General features: G+C 37.7%; 15 protein-coding genes, 1 tRNA gene and 1 pseudogene. 5 read left to right on the top strand and 12 right to left on the bottom strand.

Going from position 1 to position 17,262, the window contains the following annotated elements; translation table 11 throughout:
• The first annotated feature begins 22 nt into the window (after window positions 1-22).
• A complete protein-coding gene (locus BLV99_RS09145) occupies window positions 23-739 on the top strand; it encodes a hypothetical protein (protein WP_092689870.1) in 717 nt (238 codons plus the stop codon).
• A gap of 618 nt (window positions 740-1,357) precedes the next feature.
• Here BLV99_RS09145 and BLV99_RS18635 read toward each other — a convergent pair.
• From BLV99_RS18635 to BLV99_RS09120, 6 genes and pseudogenes are all read right to left on the bottom strand, one after another.
• A complete protein-coding gene (locus tag BLV99_RS18635) occupies window positions 1,358-1,480 on the bottom strand; it encodes a hypothetical protein (RefSeq protein WP_257232889.1) in 123 nt (40 codons plus the stop codon).
• A 613-nt stretch (window positions 1,481-2,093) separates the two neighbouring features.
• Entirely contained in the window at window positions 2,094-3,557 is a 1,464-nt protein-coding gene (locus tag BLV99_RS09135) for a PepSY domain-containing protein (RefSeq protein ID WP_092689863.1), read from the bottom strand.
• A gap of 3 nt (window positions 3,558-3,560) precedes the next feature.
• On the bottom strand, window positions 3,561-5,672 hold the full coding sequence (locus tag BLV99_RS09130; protein WP_092689860.1) for a TonB-dependent receptor: 2,112 nt from the start codon (window positions 5,670-5,672) through the stop codon (window positions 3,561-3,563).
• Between the two features lie 76 nt (window positions 5,673-5,748).
• Window positions 5,749-6,240 (bottom strand): hypothetical protein, encoded by a 492-nt coding sequence (locus tag BLV99_RS09125; protein WP_092689858.1) that lies wholly within the window; start codon window positions 6,238-6,240, stop codon window positions 5,749-5,751.
• Between the two features lie 198 nt (window positions 6,241-6,438).
• Window positions 6,439-6,699 (bottom strand): annotated as a pseudogene (locus BLV99_RS18475) (PepSY-associated TM helix domain-containing protein); the annotation flags it as partial.
• A 79-nt stretch (window positions 6,700-6,778) separates the two neighbouring features.
• Window positions 6,779-7,114: a hypothetical protein gene (locus BLV99_RS09120; RefSeq protein ID WP_092689855.1), complete on the bottom strand. Its 336-nt coding sequence runs from the start codon at window positions 7,112-7,114 to the stop codon at window positions 6,779-6,781.
• 220 nt (window positions 7,115-7,334) lie between these two features.
• On the opposite strand from BLV99_RS09120, the gene ahpC reads away from it, so the two are divergent.
• Entirely contained in the window at window positions 7,335-7,898 is a 564-nt protein-coding gene (gene ahpC, locus BLV99_RS09115) for an alkyl hydroperoxide reductase subunit C (protein WP_086184014.1), read from the top strand.
• 73 nt (window positions 7,899-7,971) lie between these two features.
• On the opposite strand, the gene BLV99_RS09110 is transcribed toward ahpC, so the two are convergent.
• Window positions 7,972-8,895, bottom strand: coding sequence for a LysR substrate-binding domain-containing protein (locus BLV99_RS09110; protein WP_092689853.1), 924 nt, complete (start codon window positions 8,893-8,895; stop codon window positions 7,972-7,974).
• 123 nt (window positions 8,896-9,018) lie between these two features.
• Window positions 9,019-9,645: an isochorismate family cysteine hydrolase YcaC gene (gene ycaC, locus BLV99_RS09105; protein ID WP_092689850.1), complete on the bottom strand. Its 627-nt coding sequence runs from the start codon at window positions 9,643-9,645 to the stop codon at window positions 9,019-9,021.
• Window positions 9,646-9,935: 290 nt separating this feature from the next.
• Between ycaC and BLV99_RS09100 the strand changes: the two genes are divergently transcribed.
• The 3 genes from BLV99_RS09100 (at window position 9,936) to BLV99_RS09090 (ending at window position 13,387) form a co-directional block, all read left to right on the top strand.
• Window positions 9,936-10,823: a pirin family protein gene (locus BLV99_RS09100; protein WP_092689847.1), complete on the top strand. Its 888-nt coding sequence runs from the start codon at window positions 9,936-9,938 to the stop codon at window positions 10,821-10,823.
• A 426-nt stretch (window positions 10,824-11,249) separates the two neighbouring features.
• On the top strand, window positions 11,250-12,554 hold the full coding sequence (locus BLV99_RS09095; RefSeq protein ID WP_139243534.1) for an FAD-dependent oxidoreductase: 1,305 nt from the start codon (window positions 11,250-11,252) through the stop codon (window positions 12,552-12,554).
• Between the two features lie 5 nt (window positions 12,555-12,559).
• The gene (locus tag BLV99_RS09090) at window positions 12,560-13,387 is read left to right on the top strand and encodes an SAM-dependent methyltransferase (RefSeq protein WP_092689844.1); all 828 of its coding nucleotides are present in this window, start codon (window positions 12,560-12,562) and stop codon (window positions 13,385-13,387) included.
• 94 nt (window positions 13,388-13,481) lie between these two features.
• Here the strand turns inward: BLV99_RS09090 and BLV99_RS09085 are convergent.
• From BLV99_RS09085 to fic, 4 genes are all read right to left on the bottom strand, one after another.
• Window positions 13,482-13,557: transfer RNA gene (locus BLV99_RS09085), tRNA-Thr, on the bottom strand.
• A gap of 120 nt (window positions 13,558-13,677) precedes the next feature.
• On the bottom strand, window positions 13,678-13,911 hold the full coding sequence (locus BLV99_RS09080) for a hypothetical protein (RefSeq protein WP_004650715.1): 234 nt from the start codon (window positions 13,909-13,911) through the stop codon (window positions 13,678-13,680).
• 258 nt (window positions 13,912-14,169) lie between these two features.
• On the bottom strand, window positions 14,170-15,228 hold the full coding sequence (locus BLV99_RS09075; protein WP_425283537.1) for an asparaginase: 1,059 nt from the start codon (window positions 15,226-15,228) through the stop codon (window positions 14,170-14,172).
• Between the two features lie 661 nt (window positions 15,229-15,889).
• Complete coding sequence (gene fic / locus BLV99_RS09070) at window positions 15,890-17,020, bottom strand: protein adenylyltransferase Fic (protein WP_092689837.1); 1,131 nt, start codon at window positions 17,018-17,020, stop codon at window positions 15,890-15,892.
• Window positions 17,021-17,262: the final 242 nt, after the last annotated feature.

Here is a 17,262-nt window from a genome sequence, read left to right as displayed (position 1 = left end):
TAAATTAGATTCGGTTTTCACAATGAGTGAAGAATTAGAGCAAAAAGCAAAAGCTCCTCGTAAAAAGTTCAAATTAACAAAGCAGTTAATCAAGATTGCTTTGGATAATGGTCATACTCAAATCGGTATACAAAAGATGTGTAGGTTGAGTAGTCAATCACAAGTAAGTGACTGGAAAAATGGGGTGAAATTAGCTTATGAAGATCAAATAAAGCCTCTTCTAGATTTATATGGTCATCAACTCAGAAAAGTTACCTCACAACTCTATCAGGTGCACAAGTCTGAAGAGGAAATGCGGTTGGAAGAAGAGAATGGTACTGACTATTCTTTTCCAATAAAGTTTGTTTTGGTTGAGGGTAAAGTGATTTTACGTGAAAAATTTATAAATCCCCAACGAGACTATCAAGGACGTATAAAGCGAAAAGATGCACAAGCTATTTTCTCTATTCATGAGCAAGGTGATAACAAATTTCGATGTGTACTTCAGAAGTTGATTACATTTAAGCATGGTAACAATCATCCTGCACACCATGAGATGAATGCAAATTTTTTAGCTGAAATTACAGAGCCTTTAGATATTAAGGAGTTAATTAAATATGTACGAGATTATCGGGATGAGTCTCTAGTAAATGAAGAGTACTTAGTGAATTATTTTACGATTGATTATCTATTAGTAAATTCGTTAGTCATGAATGGTTATCAAGTAAAAGATGTTGAAGTACTTCCTGCAACTTGGTAATTTAAAGAAAACCTCAAGGTCGTAGGCACCTAAAGCCTCACAATGAGTCATCGTTGACTCACTTGATTTTACCGCCTGAGTCTTACGGGTCTGCCAGTTAGCTTCTGTAACGCGATGGTAAAATCCATTCTGGCATAGATTTAGATTCTGGAAACAGAATAGGAAACGAAAGTCCCGAAAACTAAGTTTATGAATTAAGGGTTAGGGGTGGGTAAGAAAGGGCAGCCAACGAAAGTTTTGCTGCCCTTTCGTCTATTAATAAATTTAAAAAGAGACTATTAATTCCCTTTTTTAAGCCTTTGAGTTTTATGTAACAGGTTATCCAAGAATGGATCATCACAGTATTGCTTCATAATTTACTATTCCTAGTTCTCTTAGAATGCGTTTAACAGTATTTTTAAATTCAATATAGCTTCTCTGTTTACTCGGAGTGGAAGGTATAGCTAACTTCCGCTGTTCGAATATACACAGTTGATCGTGTTTTTTACCGCTAATGATACGAAAGCTCTTATGTTTAAGTAGTCGCTTTACGTATGCATTGATGTCCTTATCTTTTGAGTAATACATAGCTGTCCCTAAAACAAATAGGAGATCGAAATCTCCTAGATGCATAATGCTTTATCCTTGGTAGCGATCATTGTTTGGATTTAATTGATCTGAATGATTATCTAGAGAATCCCAATACGCATCATTATTTGGATTCATGCTATCTGAACGATCATCATTTGGTGTTCTAGACATTCTATTTTCTCCTTTCACATGCTTATCTAGTAATCAAAATAATAGGAGTTATACAGAACACATTTCTGGATATAAAAAAGATAAAGTTAGATAATTTTAGATATTTTCATCTAAGTTACTTTTGTAAAGATAAAAGTTAGAAGGAGCTAAGAAGATGGAATCAAGATTCATTAAATGATAATTAACTTTACAAAAATATTTAAATGAATTATAAGTATCTGAATTATATTATTTATATGTAAATATATATGGACTTCCGTTTTAACTTGTATAATATCTAAATATTGTACTTTATAAGAAAGGAAGAACTTGATTTTATTCGAGTTCTTCTTTTTTTAACAAAAAGATTGATATAGAACAAAGAGTGGATAGCCACCGATTTCATAGACACGCTTTCGTTAGATCAAATTGTTAATTAATCATGAAAATATCACTATTTGCTTCGATCCTAAAAGCCAATGTTAAATTGGCAATTAAGGTGCTGTTGAAGTAGATTCATAAATATTCTCGTGTTTAGCAGGATCATTATTCATTGATAACAAATTATTCTAAATAAGAATATATAAGCAAAGAAAGATGATTCTCACTTGATTAAGAGAGAATCATAGAGGGACTAACGTTTTTGTGTTTGCATCCAAAAACCTAAAATAACCATCAAGGCAATCAGACCTGCAAGGGTAACGAGTAGGATATCTCGAAGTGTTTTATCTATTGGTAACCAAGTCCATTTATGTAAGTAAGCAAAACTAAATCCTTCTAAAGCATCTTGCTGCGTGACTTGTGCGGCAATTAAACCGCTACTTGGTTCGATATAAAGCCTGAGCTGATTGTTTAAGCTTGTTTCGACTTTAACAACAGGCAAACGTTTATTGATAAATCCATATTCTCCACTAAAACTGGTGACCCATGAACTCTGAGTAAATTGATGGGCAGGAATGTGTAAATAATTTGCAGCCAATCGTTTACTTTGCTCAAGAATATCCAATTTTGCAGAAGTTTTAGCATCAATCAGTTCAATGGTCGGTGCTGCACTTTTGGCCTGATTATGATGATCATGTTCTTTAACAGCCGTCATACTACCTTGCATTTGAGGCGTTCCTACGAATTGAACCATAAAACCAGCAACAGCTTGTGCGTTATTTAGTGCAATTGGGACAAGGTTTAATCGTTGTAATGGCTGTTGAGTCGCAGTTTGCCATGCTTCTAAACTCAAATCCTGAGTATTAAAAATGGGTTGAATATTTTTAACATCAGGTTTCTTTTGCCAAACATAATAAAAACCACTCAACACCCACAGCAAGATAAATACACTTAAACTAATCCCTAAATAGCGGTGTAAAAAGCGACTCGGTTTTTGGCGTAAACGATGATTTTTACGATTATGAATTTTAAAAAATAATCCAACACCCATCACCACCAATACCAATATGCCAACTAAGGCAATTTGCATAATGATAGTTTGCCCAAGCCAAGCTTGATCACCCCACGTCCATGTATGACCTAAACGGAAAATTCTTGCCATCCACATTTTCTGATCATTTGAAATTGTAGAGAGCCTTGATTGTGATGGATCAATATAGGCTCTCAGGCCATTATCAAAACTTACACGCCAAACAGGCAATAAACGATTAACACTTGGATAATCATCACTAAATTCAGTGATTAGTGTAGCCGAAATAATCTGTTCTTTGGCTAAACCTGTATACCAAAGTGCTAAGCGTTTTACATCATTCTGTTCGCCATTTTTAATTAATTGACTTGTTTGACTATCATAATATTCAGCACTATTTTGATTCGGCTTTAATACGCGATAAGCCACAAGCTTGGGTTGCAGTTCAATGGCTTGTAATGCTGAAAATTGCGTAATCTGCTGCTGTTGCAACACCCGCGATACAGGCATTGCATGTTCTAAATCAAGTTGCTGAAATGGAGGCATTCGTTTTGCGGGTTGAGGTTGCGTTGCACTCATGATTGGATGCAACACACCAGTTAACGACCACATTAAAACGAGAATGCCGAGCACCATTCCAAAACCCCGATGAAACTTCATCAGCTTTTTGAGTTGGCTGGCATTCATAAGTTATTCCCCAAAATGATAGCGTAGACCGAGTAAATAAGTGCGCGGCGCAGCAGGTGTGTAGCTCGCTTGATTATTACTAAATGACGTACTTTCCGCGTAGTGAGCATCTGCCACATTTAGAATTTGCCCATAAATTTCATAAGCATTTTGACGATAATTGGCACGTAAATTCAGTACGGTGTGTCCGTCATATTTTTCGGTATTCGCTTCATTGATCCAATAAGAACCGACATATACACCTTCCGCAGAAAGTAATAATTCAGGAATGGGTTTAATTTGATACTCAATCGTGCCAAAACTTTTTGGCGAGCTTGGCATGGTATTACCGCTGTAATCAGCCACGCTTGATGGTTTGAAATCTTCATATTCATGCTTGGCAAAACTGCCTGAAAGTTTCAAACGTTGATTATAAATGTCGCTGATTTTCCAAGTTCCACCAATTTCGATACCTTGATGTAAGGTTTGACCTGCATTGCGAGGCTCTCGGGTGTTATCAGGTTTGGTATAGCTGAGTACTTCGTCCTGACCTTGCAAACGGTACAAAGTAATTTCGCCATCAAGACGATCATCAAATAATTTAAAACGTAAGCCTGCATCAACATTATTAAAGGTGGCTTCTTTTAAGTCTGGTGTAACTAAATTTGCGCCATATAAACCACTTACTTCTGGCGGCACAAAACCTTGTGACCAGTTGCTATACAAGTCGAACTCAGGGGTAATATTCCAGACCAAGCCAAGTTGCGGGCTGGTTTTATGAAAATTGCGTTTTTCATCGGGTGCACCTGTGACTGTTGACGGAACGAGTTGGTTATCAAAATCATAACTAATCCAGTCATAGCGTGCACCGCCAACTAAATTTAAGTTGGGTAAAACTTGCCAATTTGCTTGTGTATAGAGTGCTTGGTTATTGATGTCGACTTTGAAATCACGTAATAACTGACGTTGTTTGTAGCTTGTATAAACAAGTGTGTTTGGATCACGAAAGACTTCAATATCATTAGTTTTAGCTTGATTCGGTGAATGTTCTGCCATAACACCTATGGTGAATTTCACTGGATCGAAATTGGCAGAATGTTGCACATTTAAACCATAAGATTGAAAAGCATTATAGGTGGTTTGCCCACTATATGTGCCCGTAGGTACGCCACTAACAACGTCGGTGCGGATGTTATAACTTGGATTTTGCTCAGTCGTATTATCACGATAATACACGGTCATTTGACTTTTTTGTTGCTCATTCCAGCTATGATTTAATTGAGATGATAGGCGAGTTGCATCGACTTCACGATAAGTAAATGTCTGATAACTATAACCTTGGCGCTTGCTAAAATCATTTGCATTTAAGCTGCCCGTCATGTCGGCTTTTAAATGGTTATAACTGGCAATGTTTTTAACTTGAGTGGTATCTGAAATATGCCAGTCGTGTCTTAAAGTCACACTTTGCTTATTGCTTTCTGCATGATCTTGCCAGCTTTCACCACGATCACTCGCATAGGCAGAAAGTCTTAGACCATGTTCTCCATATGCCGTGTCAAACGTATTCGATGCACCGACCTCTAAACGGCGATAACCTTCTGAGCTTGAACTTATGCCCAAATCTGCCGTTGGCATTAAACTTGGAGCTTTGGTTAGAAAATTAATGGTGCCGCCAATGGCATTGCTGCCATATAAACTACTGGCTGGACCACGCAAAATTTCAATGCTGTCAATTCCAGCTAAATTGACTTCATACAAGGCATTGTGGTTAAACACACCGACAGGACGAATTGAAATTCCATCTTCTAAATATTGATAAACAGCAGAAGTCGTGATGGGTTGACGAATCGACATCATGTGCTGTTCGTTGCCCAAGTCATTCATCAAGACACCAGGGGTTTGATTGACCAATTGACCGATAAAGGTCGCATGTTTAGCTTCAATGTCTTTATTGTTAATTTTGCTAATTGCAGCAGGGGTATTATTAATGGATTCGCCTTCACGACTTGCTGTTACCACGATTGTATCTAGCGTTTTAGTCTGATCTTGGGATAATGTTTCAGCTATAGCCATAGAACTATAGGTAATTGATAGGCATGCAGCCGTTAATACTGACAAACGAAATTGAGTATTCATAATCAACTCTATAAAAAAGCAATAAACGAGGCTGTACCGCAGTGCATCACTGGATACGATGTATAAAAATTGCGATTTATAGAGCGAGTGGTGGAGCTTGTTTGAGGGGGGAAATATAGAAGATACGTGGGATATGCAGATCTTCTGACCACTCATAGCATAAGCATCGTACACGAGTGAACCAAGCCAATAAAAATACAAAAATAATTGCAATAAAAGGCACTATCGCAGCTGCATCAACCCCATAGGTACACAAAGGGCAATGCTTCATAATTTGGCTTGCGAGTGCAAAAACCTCTTTTGCATAATCACTGAGTTGATCATGTCCAGTCGGTTGCAAATGCTGTTGGTGATGCATGTCATGATGATCATTTGAATGTGGTTCAGACAGCATCAAGCTATTTTGAATATTGGTGACTTGGCAATGTGTCGGCATTGCATAGAGTGCAGGTACGACGCCAGTATGTACCAGCGTTGGTAAGAAGATATGCCAGAGTAAACAAAGCAAAGTAATCGCACCGAACGAAGCGCGCCACTTTAGCAAATGTTGACGAAAACTGGACTTCATATCAGCGATACGACACAGTGGAAATGTGGCAGCAGTATAATTAAAAAAATATTACAGTACAAAACATATCTGCCACAATTAAATCGTGATTCAGATCCTTGATAATAGCTTTAGCTTGTATGTTTAGGACATTCAACGTGCCATAAAAAACGGTTTGCTTGTCTGTTTGAAGCCAGTTCTTTTATATCAAGCAAAAGATGCATAAACAATCATCACACATAACACAAGAGAGGAAATGATGAGAACAAGCTGATTTATCCATCCAAATAAAATATAGGCATCGACACCCCAGTGCATCAATTTAGCAATCAATCGATAGTCTTGGAAATACAGCTTATCAATCACTGGGTGATTTGGAGCATCAATCGAAATGCTATCTGCTTGCGTTGGCGAATGGCGTTGAATCTCAGAAATACCCCATACTTGGTCTTTATCTAAAGGTGGCTTGATTTGTATTTGATCAGCATCTAAACCCTTTGTGAAAACAAAGGGTTTTTTATGATGTGTAGATACTGTTATAAGCGATGAATAGATTGAATTAGAAAACTCGGGAGCTGTGCATATAGTCTTGAGTCACCTGATTTAAACGCTCCAAAATAAGTGCTTTGTCTTGCGTTGCAAGGGCTAAATTCAATTGTTGCATATAGGTCAATAACTGGGTTTTGGCAGCATTGGAAAATTGTGCTGTCACCGCTTGATCTTCATACAGCAGCACATAATTTTTGGCAAAACCATAAATCAGAAACAGGGCAGTTTGTTCTAGCGCAAGGTCAGCAGTTTTGATTTGCTGTTCGCAATGATTTTTGAGTTGTTTAAAGCTGTCAGTACCAGAAGGGAGGGCTTGGAATTGTTCAAGAAGAGATTGAAACATCATTTTAATAGTCCACTCAAAAACAAAATCTACAGAACAAAAGAGCGATGGTCAACTTAAATTTGAATTGAGTTTTGCGATGATGAAAAGCATCATGATGGAAATATTTAATCTATTTTTTCGATTGTTTTTATAAAAAAGTACGGTTTTACCAATTCAAAAAGATTTCGTATTCTAGCTTCACAACCTAAGCAATCCTATAAACAAGCTAGAGGAATATCTCATGAGTTTAATTAATACTGAAATCAAACCATTCAATGCAACAGCGTATAAAAATGGTGAATTCGTTGAAATCTCTGAAAAAGAAATGCAAGGCAAATGGTCAGTGCTGTTTTTCTATCCTGCCGACTTCACTTTTGTTTGTCCAACAGAACTTGGTGATTTGGCAGATAACTATGCTGAGTTTCAAAAAATGGGCGTAGAGATTTATTCAGTATCGACTGATACTCACTTTACCCATAAAGCTTGGCATGACAGTTCGGATGAAATTAAAAAAATCCAATATCCAATGATCGGTGATCCAACGTGGACTTTGGCAAAAAACTTTGAAGTTTTAATTGAGTCTGAAGGTTTAGCAGACCGTGGTACTTTTGTGATTGACCCTGAAGGTAAAATTCAGATTGTTGAAATTAATGCAGGTGGTATTGGTCGTGATGCTCAAGAGCTTCTACGTAAAGTGAAAGCAGCACAATATGTTCATGCACACCCTGGTGAAGTTTGCCCAGCAAAATGGAAAGAGGGTGATGCAACGCTTGCGCCTTCCATTGACTTGATTGGTAAAATTTAAGCTCAAGTTAAAATAATTTCCTAAAAAATCCAGAACGTTGTTTCTGGATTTTTTATTTGGTTCATTGATTCATTTAAAGTGCGTAACCTAAATGATCTTTGGCTAAATCTCTTAAACCTTCGACCAAATAATCAATGAGTTTTTCCATCACCAAACGCTGTCCTTTACGAGAAGCATAGACCAATTGCACCGTGCCTAAATTTGAGCACCACTCAGGTAGGACATGAATCAGTTTGCCTTGCTTGATGTCTTGTTCAACCGCCAAATAAGGTAAATCGGCAATCCCAAATCCATCGTATACCGCATAATACACGCCAGCAAGATCATTGCTTTTAATTCGTGGCTGGAGTGGAATATCAATTACTTCACCATGCTCACGATTGTTTAAATGCCAGTAATATTGTGATTTTTGCATACCAAGAACCACACTTGGAAATTCGTGTAATTCCGTGAAATGCTGAATTTGCCGTCCTTTAAGTAATTCAGGGCTTGCCACCAAGCAATGAGTGGTTTTAATGACATCACGCACAATCAAGCTTGAATCTTCATTGGCTTGAAAATTGGTACGAATGGCTAAGTCGATATCATCATGCATTAAGTCAACACGGCGGCTGGTCAGTTCGAGTTCAATTTGTACTTTGGGATAATCTTTTAGAAACTGATTAAGCAATGTACGAATTTGAAAATGCATCATGACCGAAGGGCAGCTTATTTTGATTAAGCCCTGAGGCTCACTTTTTTGTTTTAGTAATACATTATTGGCACATTCAATCTGAGCAATAACTTTGCAACATTCTTCATAAAATTCTTGCCCTAAAGGGGTGACTTTAAAATGGCGTGTTGAACGCTGAATGAGACTGACATTAAATTGACTTTCTAAGTCTAAAATTCGTCTGCTCAATTTTGATTTGGTGATATTACTCGCCTCACTTGCGGCACTAAATCCAGCGTATTTCACCACCAGAAAAAAGTAATAATAATCATCAAATGAATGCATACATCACGCTCAAAACTGGGCAAGGAAGCCATCATTCTAGCTGAAAAAAGTCGCATGATTGAGGGGGCAGAAGAACAAAATAAAAAAGCGATCCGAAGATCGCTTTTGTAAAACAAACCACACTTATTTTTGCGATGAATGTTGGTTGTAGCTGTTGATGAGATTACGATAATCTGGAATGTGATTGGAGAATAAAGTACCCAAACCTTCAATATCATTACGCCAGTCACGGTGTAACTCACATGCCATCCCAAACCAAGTCATTAATTGTGCGCCTGCATTTGACATGCGATCCCATGCAGAATCACGAGTTAAATGGTTAAAGGTGCCTGAAGCATCGGTAATCACAAATACCTCAAAGTCTTCTTCCAGAGCTGAAAGTGCAGGGAATGCGACACAGACTTCAGTCACCACACCAGCAATAATCAGTTGTTTCTTGCCTGTCGCTTTGACGGCTTTTACAAAGTCTTCGTTGTCCCACGCATTAATTTGACCAGGACGAGCAATATAAGGCGCATCTGGAAACATTTCTTTGAGTTCTGGAACTAAAGGGCCATTTGGACCTTGTTCAAAACTGGTGGTTAAAATCGTTGGCAGGTTGAAATATTGCGCCGCAGCAGCAAGGGCTAAAACATTATTTTTAAATTTGTCAGGGTCGATATCACGAACCAATGAAAGTAATCCAGTTTGGTGGTCGACTAACAAAACAGCTGCATTATCTTTGTCTAAACGAACGTATGGTTTGCCCATTTTTTGTGCCTCGTGAATAGTGTTATAGAGAAGTCGAACTTCTGCTTGAGATGTTCTGGGGTAAATTTATATTAATGAGATAATGAGGGTGGATAAAGCCAGTGATTTGAGATTCATTTTATTGTTTATGGGATAATTGGTTGGATTGAATTTAAAAATAAGCATGATTAAAAGTTGGAATCCTTATTTTGTCCTAAAAATGAGATGGTGTGTACTGGTGTTTAGCTATATTGACGCATTTAAAAAGACTAATATGTACTCATATTGTTTCCTAGAGATAGGAGTTTGAGATGAAAAAAATTATTGGCGTTTATCGTAATCAGAATATGCACTGGGTCGGAGATGGTTTCCCTGTTAAAAACCTATTTTCTTATGATCGTTTAGGTCAAGCGATTAGCCCATTCTTATTATTGGATTATGCTGCACCGTATCATTTTAATCCAACCACCGCACAACATGGTGTAGGTTCACATCCACATCGCGGATTTGAAACGGTCACTATTGCCTATCAAGGTGAAGTGTCACACAAAGACTCCAGTGGTGGAGGCGGTCAGATTAAAACGGGCGATGTGCAGTGGATGACCGCGGGTGCAGGTTTAATGCATGAAGAGTTTCATTCTGAGCAATTCGCTAAAAGCGGTGGATTGTTTGAAATGGTACAGCTTTGGGTCAATTTACCTGCAGCAGATAAAATGACCGCACCTAAATATCAAGCCATTGAAGCACAAGATATTCCTGTGATTGAACTTGAAAATGGTGCAGGGCATATCCGAGTCATCGCGGGTTGCTATAAAGCAGATCAGGGAGAATATCGTGGTCCTGCTGCAACCTTTTCCCCTGTGAATGTGTGGGATGGTGAGTTAAAAGCAGAACATGTACATCATATTCATGTACCCGTTGATCACAATACTTTGCTTGTCGTGCTGTCAGGTGAAATGTTAGTGAACGGAATGCAAAAGGTTGAAGACAGCTCTATTGTGCTGTTTGCTCAAGATGGTGAAGTCGATATTCAACTTGAGGCTTTGCAAGATAGCAAATTTTTGCTGTTGACTGGTCAACCTTTAAATGAGCCTATTCAGGGCTATGGTCCTTTTGTCATGAATACTAAAGATGAAATCATACAAGCATTTAATGATTTGAATAGTGGCAAGTTTGGTGAAATAGCGGTTGCAGGCTAATCCTGACTTTAAAGCTCTTGGTGCAAAAATAAAGAAGCCCCTAAATTTTTAGGGGCTTTTTGCGAAATAAGTTTTGTTGTTTTTACTTTATTTGCATCATTATTTGCTATGAAAATGATGCTGTCATGATCAAGTGACCAGACGGACTATAATAATCGTATTTTAAGGGTGTGTAAAACGATTGTTATAAAATTGGTTAATATATGCTAATGGTTTTAAAGGTTTTTTATTAATTTATTCATATAAATTAAATAGTTTTATTGTTTTTGTGCATATTTTTTTTGTGCTAATAAGGAGGAATATCTGGCTGATATTCATCATGATGACTTTTGTTAAAAAGATAGATTCTGGAATATTTTAATACCGCCTTTTAATCCTGCTTGGTTCATAATTTCAGTAATCTTATATAACTGACGGATAATAATTTTGGATATAGCCGTTATTGGTAGTGGCATGGCTGGGCTAGCTACCGCAAGAATTCTTAAAGATGCAGGGCATAGCATTACGATTTTTGAAGCATTGCCTGGACGTGGTATGGATAGCCATAGTACTGAATTTGAAGGTGGCTTAATTGATGCACCATTGCGCGTCATGAACCCGCATTTGTGGAAAAACACCTTAAGTTTGGCGACTTATTTAGGGATCGAAACTTTTCCCGTTCGTACTTATATGGCATGTAGTTGGCTCTTTGAAGATCGTATTGAAACATGGTTAACCACCTCTCGTAGCCGTATTGGTAATTTTCCGATTATTAATAATCGGAAAGGCATTCAACAGTATGGATGGCGCTTAGTCAAAGGGATGTTGCAACTTAAAACGGCCATCGCTAAATTTTTCAAATCAAAAGACCAAGAAATCACGCTGGCTGAATTTATCAATAACAATGATATAGAAGAGGTGTTTTTACATGGCGTGGTCATGCCCGTGCTGTATACCATTTGCACCTGTAGTTCTAAAACCATTGGCGAATGGCCAGCAAAACCATTATTGATTTTTTTACGTCAATTGACCGATGGTGATGCTTTATTACGCATGCAAGGTGGCACTCCTGCATTGGTGGACAAATTGATTGCAGGGATTCAAATTCATAATGGTTCTGCAATTACCCAAGTCAAAGAACAAGATAGTCGCGTACTGGTTGAAAATGCTTTGGGTGAACAATACATTTTTGATCGGGTTATTGTGGCAACACCGACCAATAAAATTGAAGATTTCTTAAATACTGAACAATTTGCTGATGATATTGCACTGTTAAAGAAATTTAAATTTGAGCAAGGTAAATTGGTGATTCATACCGACCAAACAGTGATGCCGCCAAAACGTAAAGATTGGGCAGTACTCAGTTATATGATGGATCGTAAATTTACTCGTCAGCAATTTACAGTGTGGTTGAATGCAGTCGAACCAAGTTTAGTTGGTAAAACAGCAGTGTTCCAAACATGGCAACCCGTGATTGATATTGATCCTAAAAAAATCATTTCCACCGTGACTTTAACCCGTGCTGTGGTCGATTCACAAACAGTGGCTTTAAATAAAGAGTTGCAGATTCGTCATAAAGATGCAAACCGTAAAGTGTTTTATTGTGGTTCATGGTCTTGTGATGGTTTACCTATTTTAGAGTCAGCCGTGACATCCGCCATGCATATTGCAGAAATTTTTAATGCACCATTGCCGTTTGTTGGATTAAAACCTAAAGTTGAGGTTTCCCCGCAACTTGGCTACTACTACTAAAATACATGAAATGGCTTCAAGCGATTCGTCAGCATTTTATCCAACATAAGTATGCGATTAATGCAAAACAGTTAGGAGATGATGCAGCGCTTGCTTGGAGCAATTTGGGCTATTGGGATGATGCAACATCGTCCTATCCACAAGCTTGCCGCCAATTGGCCGATCAATTGGCGCAAGCTGTGCATTTAAGCTCAGCCGATAAACTTCTCGATTTAGGCTGTGGGCAGGGCGCAAGTTTAGCTTTGTGGCAACAGCAATATCAGTTGAAATATATTGAAGCGGTTGAATTGCAATCCCATTGTGTGATTCACATTCAAAAGCATCTTCCGCAACTTACGGCAATTCACCAACAATCTTTTTTAAATTTAAAACAAATTCAATTCAAAGCTACTTTTGATGTGGTGCTTTGTATCGATGCCGCGTATCACTCAAATTTAAATTCATTTTTAGCATCGGTATGCACGGTTTTAAATGCAAAGGGCAGATTGGGTTTTCATTCTTTAATGTTGTCTGAAGAGTGGTCGGCTTTAACCACCTTACAAAAGCAAAAATATAAGTGGTTATTAAAATCTGCCGATGTGAATGTCGATTATTTAATGAATGAATCGATGCTGATGCAGACTTTACAACATTATGATTTTAGCGAGATTGAAGTTGTTGATTTATCTCAAGCAGTTTTGTCTGGATTTTCGCATTATATTCAGCAATTGCCAGCAGCTCATTTCGGTTTGGATGCTGTTAAAATTCAACTGACCGCAAAGTTATGCCATAAATTGTATGCTGATGGTTTAGTGCAATATGTACAAATTAGTGCAAAAAAGAACGCGCCATAATAATGCTATTTAGATTTTTAAGATGCTATTTAAATTTTTAAAATAAACCTGCAAAAACAACAAAGCCCCACTAAAAGTGAGGCTAAGTATAACATGGTGCCGGCACACGGATTCGAACTGTGGACCTACTGATTACAAGTCAGTTGCTCTACCAACTGAGCTATGCCGGCGTTGTTGTGTGAATAATAGCGAATTTGGTTAAAAATGCAAGCCAAAAAGTGAACGATTGAATCGCTCATCTATTTTTAAGCATTAAAAAATAAATTTAAATCAGAAATCTTTGAATTTTATCAGAGAGATTTACGCCTTAAAATTTGATCGAGGTCTTGCGCACATTCTTCTAGTGTTAAAGCCATATCAATTTGCATTTGTGGTTTTAGTTCGTTGGCCAGTTTTCTCCATTGATCAATCAGTCGAATGGCTTTCTGAATTTTATGTTTGTTAATATCTTTTGCAATGGTCGGGGTGTAACCACCACGTTTAGCATTCTTGATTTGTTTGACATAATTATTGCTGGTATTCATATTTACTCCCGAATAGCAGTTTTCTATGTATTCAATGTGCTTCGATGATTCGACTTAAACTACTGTCCTATGATTGTTAGCATAGAAATATTGCAGCTTTATGATATTTTTCTGAGTTTTATTGTCCCTTGTCATGATTGAGTCAATGCTTGAATTCATTTTAAAAGATATGGACTGTTTTTTTAATTTTCGATCAGTATGTTTAAGATGATGAATGAAGAAAGTATCCGTAAATACTTTCTTCAGTTGAGTTAAATTTTAATATTCCCAAAACATGCGCTGAATTTCTTTTGCATCTTTGGTTTTGGTGAGGGCCAGTGCAGTCAGTAATTTTGCTTTTTGTGGATTTAAATCATGTGCAACGACCCAATTGTATTGATCATCTGGCTGTTCTGCATTTCTTAATACAAAACCTTGTGGCACACGAGATGAACGAATAATTTGCACACCTTGTTTTTGTAGCTCATTTAAAGTGGGCACAATATTTTTTGCAACGGATCCATTGCCCGTACCTGCATGAATAATGGCTTTCGCTCCCGCTTTGGCATATGCCGTATAGGCATCGGGAATCATATTGCCAGAACCATATACTATTTGAACCAAAGGCAAAGCATCGCCCTGAATATTTTCAATATTAAATTCAGAGGTGTTATTAAAGCGTTTCGCGACATTTCTAAACCAATAAGTTTTACCCTCGACCAGTGTGCCCAACGCACCCCACTGACTCGCAAAGCCATTGGTGTGAATATTAATGGCTTTGGTGACATCTCGTGCTGCAAAAATATCATCATTCATGAGCACAAAAACACCTTTGCCTTTTGCATTGTCGTTGGCCGCAAGGGCAACAGCACTATACAAATTTAAAGGGCCATCCGCAGACAATGCTGAAGGTGGACGCATTGAACCCACGACCACAATGGGTTTGTCTGTATGAACGGTTAAGTTTAAAAAGTAAGCTGTTTCTTCTAAGGTATCCGTACCATGCGTGATCACAACGCCATGTACATCTGGCTTTTTCACCAATTCATTGACTTTTCGTGCAATGGTTAACAGCTCCTTGTCGGTCATACTTTCGGATGCAACTTGAAGTGCTTGTACACCCGTGACATTGGCAAGGTTCTGAATTTGAGGAACGGCCTTGAGCAAATCGTCAACAGGTACTTTGGCCGCAGTATACGTTGCACTGTTGGTAGAGCTGGCTCCTGCACCTGCAATTGTGCCACCTGTGGCAACCACCACGACATTATTTTTAGCAAAAACTGAAAAGGGTAATAATAAACCGAGGCTTAAAGTGAGTGCCGTAAGTGTCTTTTTCATCATTTTTCCTTATAAAAAGTTCGGTACAATCCAAGCATTTTTTGTACCACTTATAACCTAATCTAAAGAAATGAGTTTTGCCTATACTAAATTTGAAATATGGATTTTGTAATCAGAAATATAAGACCAATTATTTTTAGGTTTGCTGAATGAGTTGGGAGGAAAAGATAATGAATGAATTATTTTTGCTGATAAAACCACCATGTTGAGGGGGAAGGCTAAATTTTGTCAAAGATGTGACATAGATATTTTAAGAGAGCAGATTAATAGAAGGCTAAAGCATCGCTTAATTCTAATGGGTTCGCATGGGTTTTTCCCATATATACCCCGATCGCAATAGATGGAATGTCATTGCCACAGACAACAAAAAAGGCCTAAACCCTTTAGATTTAAGCCTTTCACACTACGGGACTGTACCGTAGAAAATAATCTTGGCGAGAGAGGGAGTCACATTTTTAATTTAAGTTATTGAAATAAAAATATATCAATGCAGCGTATTTTTATTTTTACCCCCAATTATACCCCCAAATGACTAAGGGTACTTCCGTATCTACTTAGCGCCTGTTTTTACTATAGGATAAAAGCTTTATAAGATTTTGTTACTATTAAGACTAAAACATTAGCAGTTCTAATAATAACGTCAGGAAAAAGCTCAATCAGTTTAAGTTGGGTTAAGTTTATTTGCACCATATAGACTAAATTGGTTTTCATCACTGGTTAATAGATGCAACAACTTTGGATGCAAAAATAATTTCTCTTTACCAACAGTAATTTCTTTCAGTACTCCTAACTCAACTAATTTCTTTAGATAGGTAGATGCAGCTTGTCTTTTGGCTATATCTTTTTCTACCAGATTAGCTATACGGCAATAGGGTTGTTCAAAAATAACATCGACCAATTCCCTTGAGTAAATCTTTTCAGCATGGTTTTTGATGTATTCGATGCTATGTTCATGCAGTTGTCGTATTGCTTTGATTTTGGCAATAGTCCATTCACTGGTATTTTTCACTGCTTGCAGCATGAATAGAATCCATTCTTGCCAATTCCCTTGTGTAGTAACGCTCAATAGCAATTCGTAGTATCTAGCTTTGTTCTGGATGATAAAACGACTCAGATAGAGAATCGGCAATGTAAGTAACTGACGATCCATCAAATACAGAATATTAAGAATTCTTCCTGTACGTCCATTACCATCAACAAAAGGGTGTATCGCTTCAAATTGATAGTGAGCAATCGCCATTTTGATCAAAGGATCTATGTCCTCATTGTAATGTAGGAATTGATCTAAGTTAGATAGCAGATTACGGATAGTTTCTTGTCCGACTGGTGGTGTGTAAATTACTACTCCAGTGTAGCTATTCTTTAATGCTGTGCCAGTGGTTGCTCTTATATCTAGATCCACGCCTTTAATCATCTGGCATATCTCGATAGCAGTACTGGTATTTAAAGGGCGTTCCTGAATGGATTGTACACCTTGATATAATGCCGTCCGATATCTAAGAGCTTCTTTAGTGGCATGGTCTGCTTGGTCATCATGACCTTGTGCGTGTTGAAATAGCTTGTCTGTAGTTGTGACAATATTCTCAATTTCCGAACTGTCTTTTGCTTCTAACAATGGAATGATATTGATCAGGATGGTTTGGTTTGGAATTAATTCGCCCGCCTGTTTTAACTCAGCCAATGCTGATCTAGCTTCAATACATAGTTTGAGTACTACTTTGGTCTCTACATCCTGCTCAGGTGGCAATGAAGGTAGATCATTGTAGGGTTCAGTTGCTTGCCATTGAGCCATTGTATTCATTCCAATATTTATTGTTATGTCGATGAAAATAAGAAAAGTCGAAATGACATGTACGACATGTCGATAGCATAAACATGATTAGGGTGTCGTGTCGATAAAAATTGGAAAAATCGACATGACTTGTAATATATGTCGATGGCATAAATATGATTAAGGGGCTGTAACCAGTGGTTTTATTAGAGAGATTTGGATTACATCAGAGGTTCGGGGATTCTTTCTTATTAAAGTACTTA

The sequence above is a fragment of the Acinetobacter kyonggiensis genome (assembly GCF_900107285.1).
Lineage (GTDB): Bacteria > Pseudomonadota > Gammaproteobacteria > Pseudomonadales > Moraxellaceae > Acinetobacter > Acinetobacter kyonggiensis.
Note: the sequence above shows the minus strand (reverse complement) of the source record. Positions and strands in the feature narration are given on the sequence as shown.

Excerpts from the sequence above, each read along its gene's own strand:
- BLV99_RS09145 (WP_092689870.1), top strand. The coding sequence starts at position 23 with ATGAGTGAAGAATTAGAGCAAAAAGCAAAAGCTCCTCGTAAAAAGTTC.
- BLV99_RS18635 (WP_257232889.1), bottom strand. The coding sequence starts at position 1,480 with ATGTCTAGAACACCAAATGATGATCGTTCAGATAGCATGAATCCAAAT.
- BLV99_RS09135 (WP_092689863.1), bottom strand. The coding sequence starts at position 3,557 with ATGAATGCCAGCCAACTCAAAAAGCTGATGAAGTTTCATCGGGGTTTT.
- BLV99_RS09130 (WP_092689860.1), bottom strand. The coding sequence starts at position 5,672 with ATGAATACTCAATTTCGTTTGTCAGTATTAACGGCTGCATGCCTATCA.
- BLV99_RS09125 (WP_092689858.1), bottom strand. The coding sequence starts at position 6,240 with ATGAAGTCCAGTTTTCGTCAACATTTGCTAAAGTGGCGCGCTTCGTTC.
- BLV99_RS09120 (WP_092689855.1), bottom strand. The coding sequence starts at position 7,114 with ATGATGTTTCAATCTCTTCTTGAACAATTCCAAGCCCTCCCTTCTGGT.
- ahpC (WP_086184014.1), top strand. The coding sequence starts at position 7,335 with ATGAGTTTAATTAATACTGAAATCAAACCATTCAATGCAACAGCGTAT.
- BLV99_RS09110 (WP_092689853.1), bottom strand. The coding sequence starts at position 8,895 with ATGCATTCATTTGATGATTATTATTACTTTTTTCTGGTGGTGAAATAC.
- ycaC (WP_092689850.1), bottom strand. The coding sequence starts at position 9,645 with ATGGGCAAACCATACGTTCGTTTAGACAAAGATAATGCAGCTGTTTTG.
- BLV99_RS09100 (WP_092689847.1), top strand. The coding sequence starts at position 9,936 with ATGAAAAAAATTATTGGCGTTTATCGTAATCAGAATATGCACTGGGTC.
- BLV99_RS09090 (WP_092689844.1), top strand. The coding sequence starts at position 12,560 with ATGAAATGGCTTCAAGCGATTCGTCAGCATTTTATCCAACATAAGTAT.
- BLV99_RS09080 (WP_004650715.1), bottom strand. The coding sequence starts at position 13,911 with ATGAATACCAGCAATAATTATGTCAAACAAATCAAGAATGCTAAACGT.
- BLV99_RS09075 (WP_425283537.1), bottom strand. The coding sequence starts at position 15,228 with ATGAAAAAGACACTTACGGCACTCACTTTAAGCCTCGGTTTATTATTA.
- fic (WP_092689837.1), bottom strand. The coding sequence starts at position 17,020 with ATGGCTCAATGGCAAGCAACTGAACCCTACAATGATCTACCTTCATTG.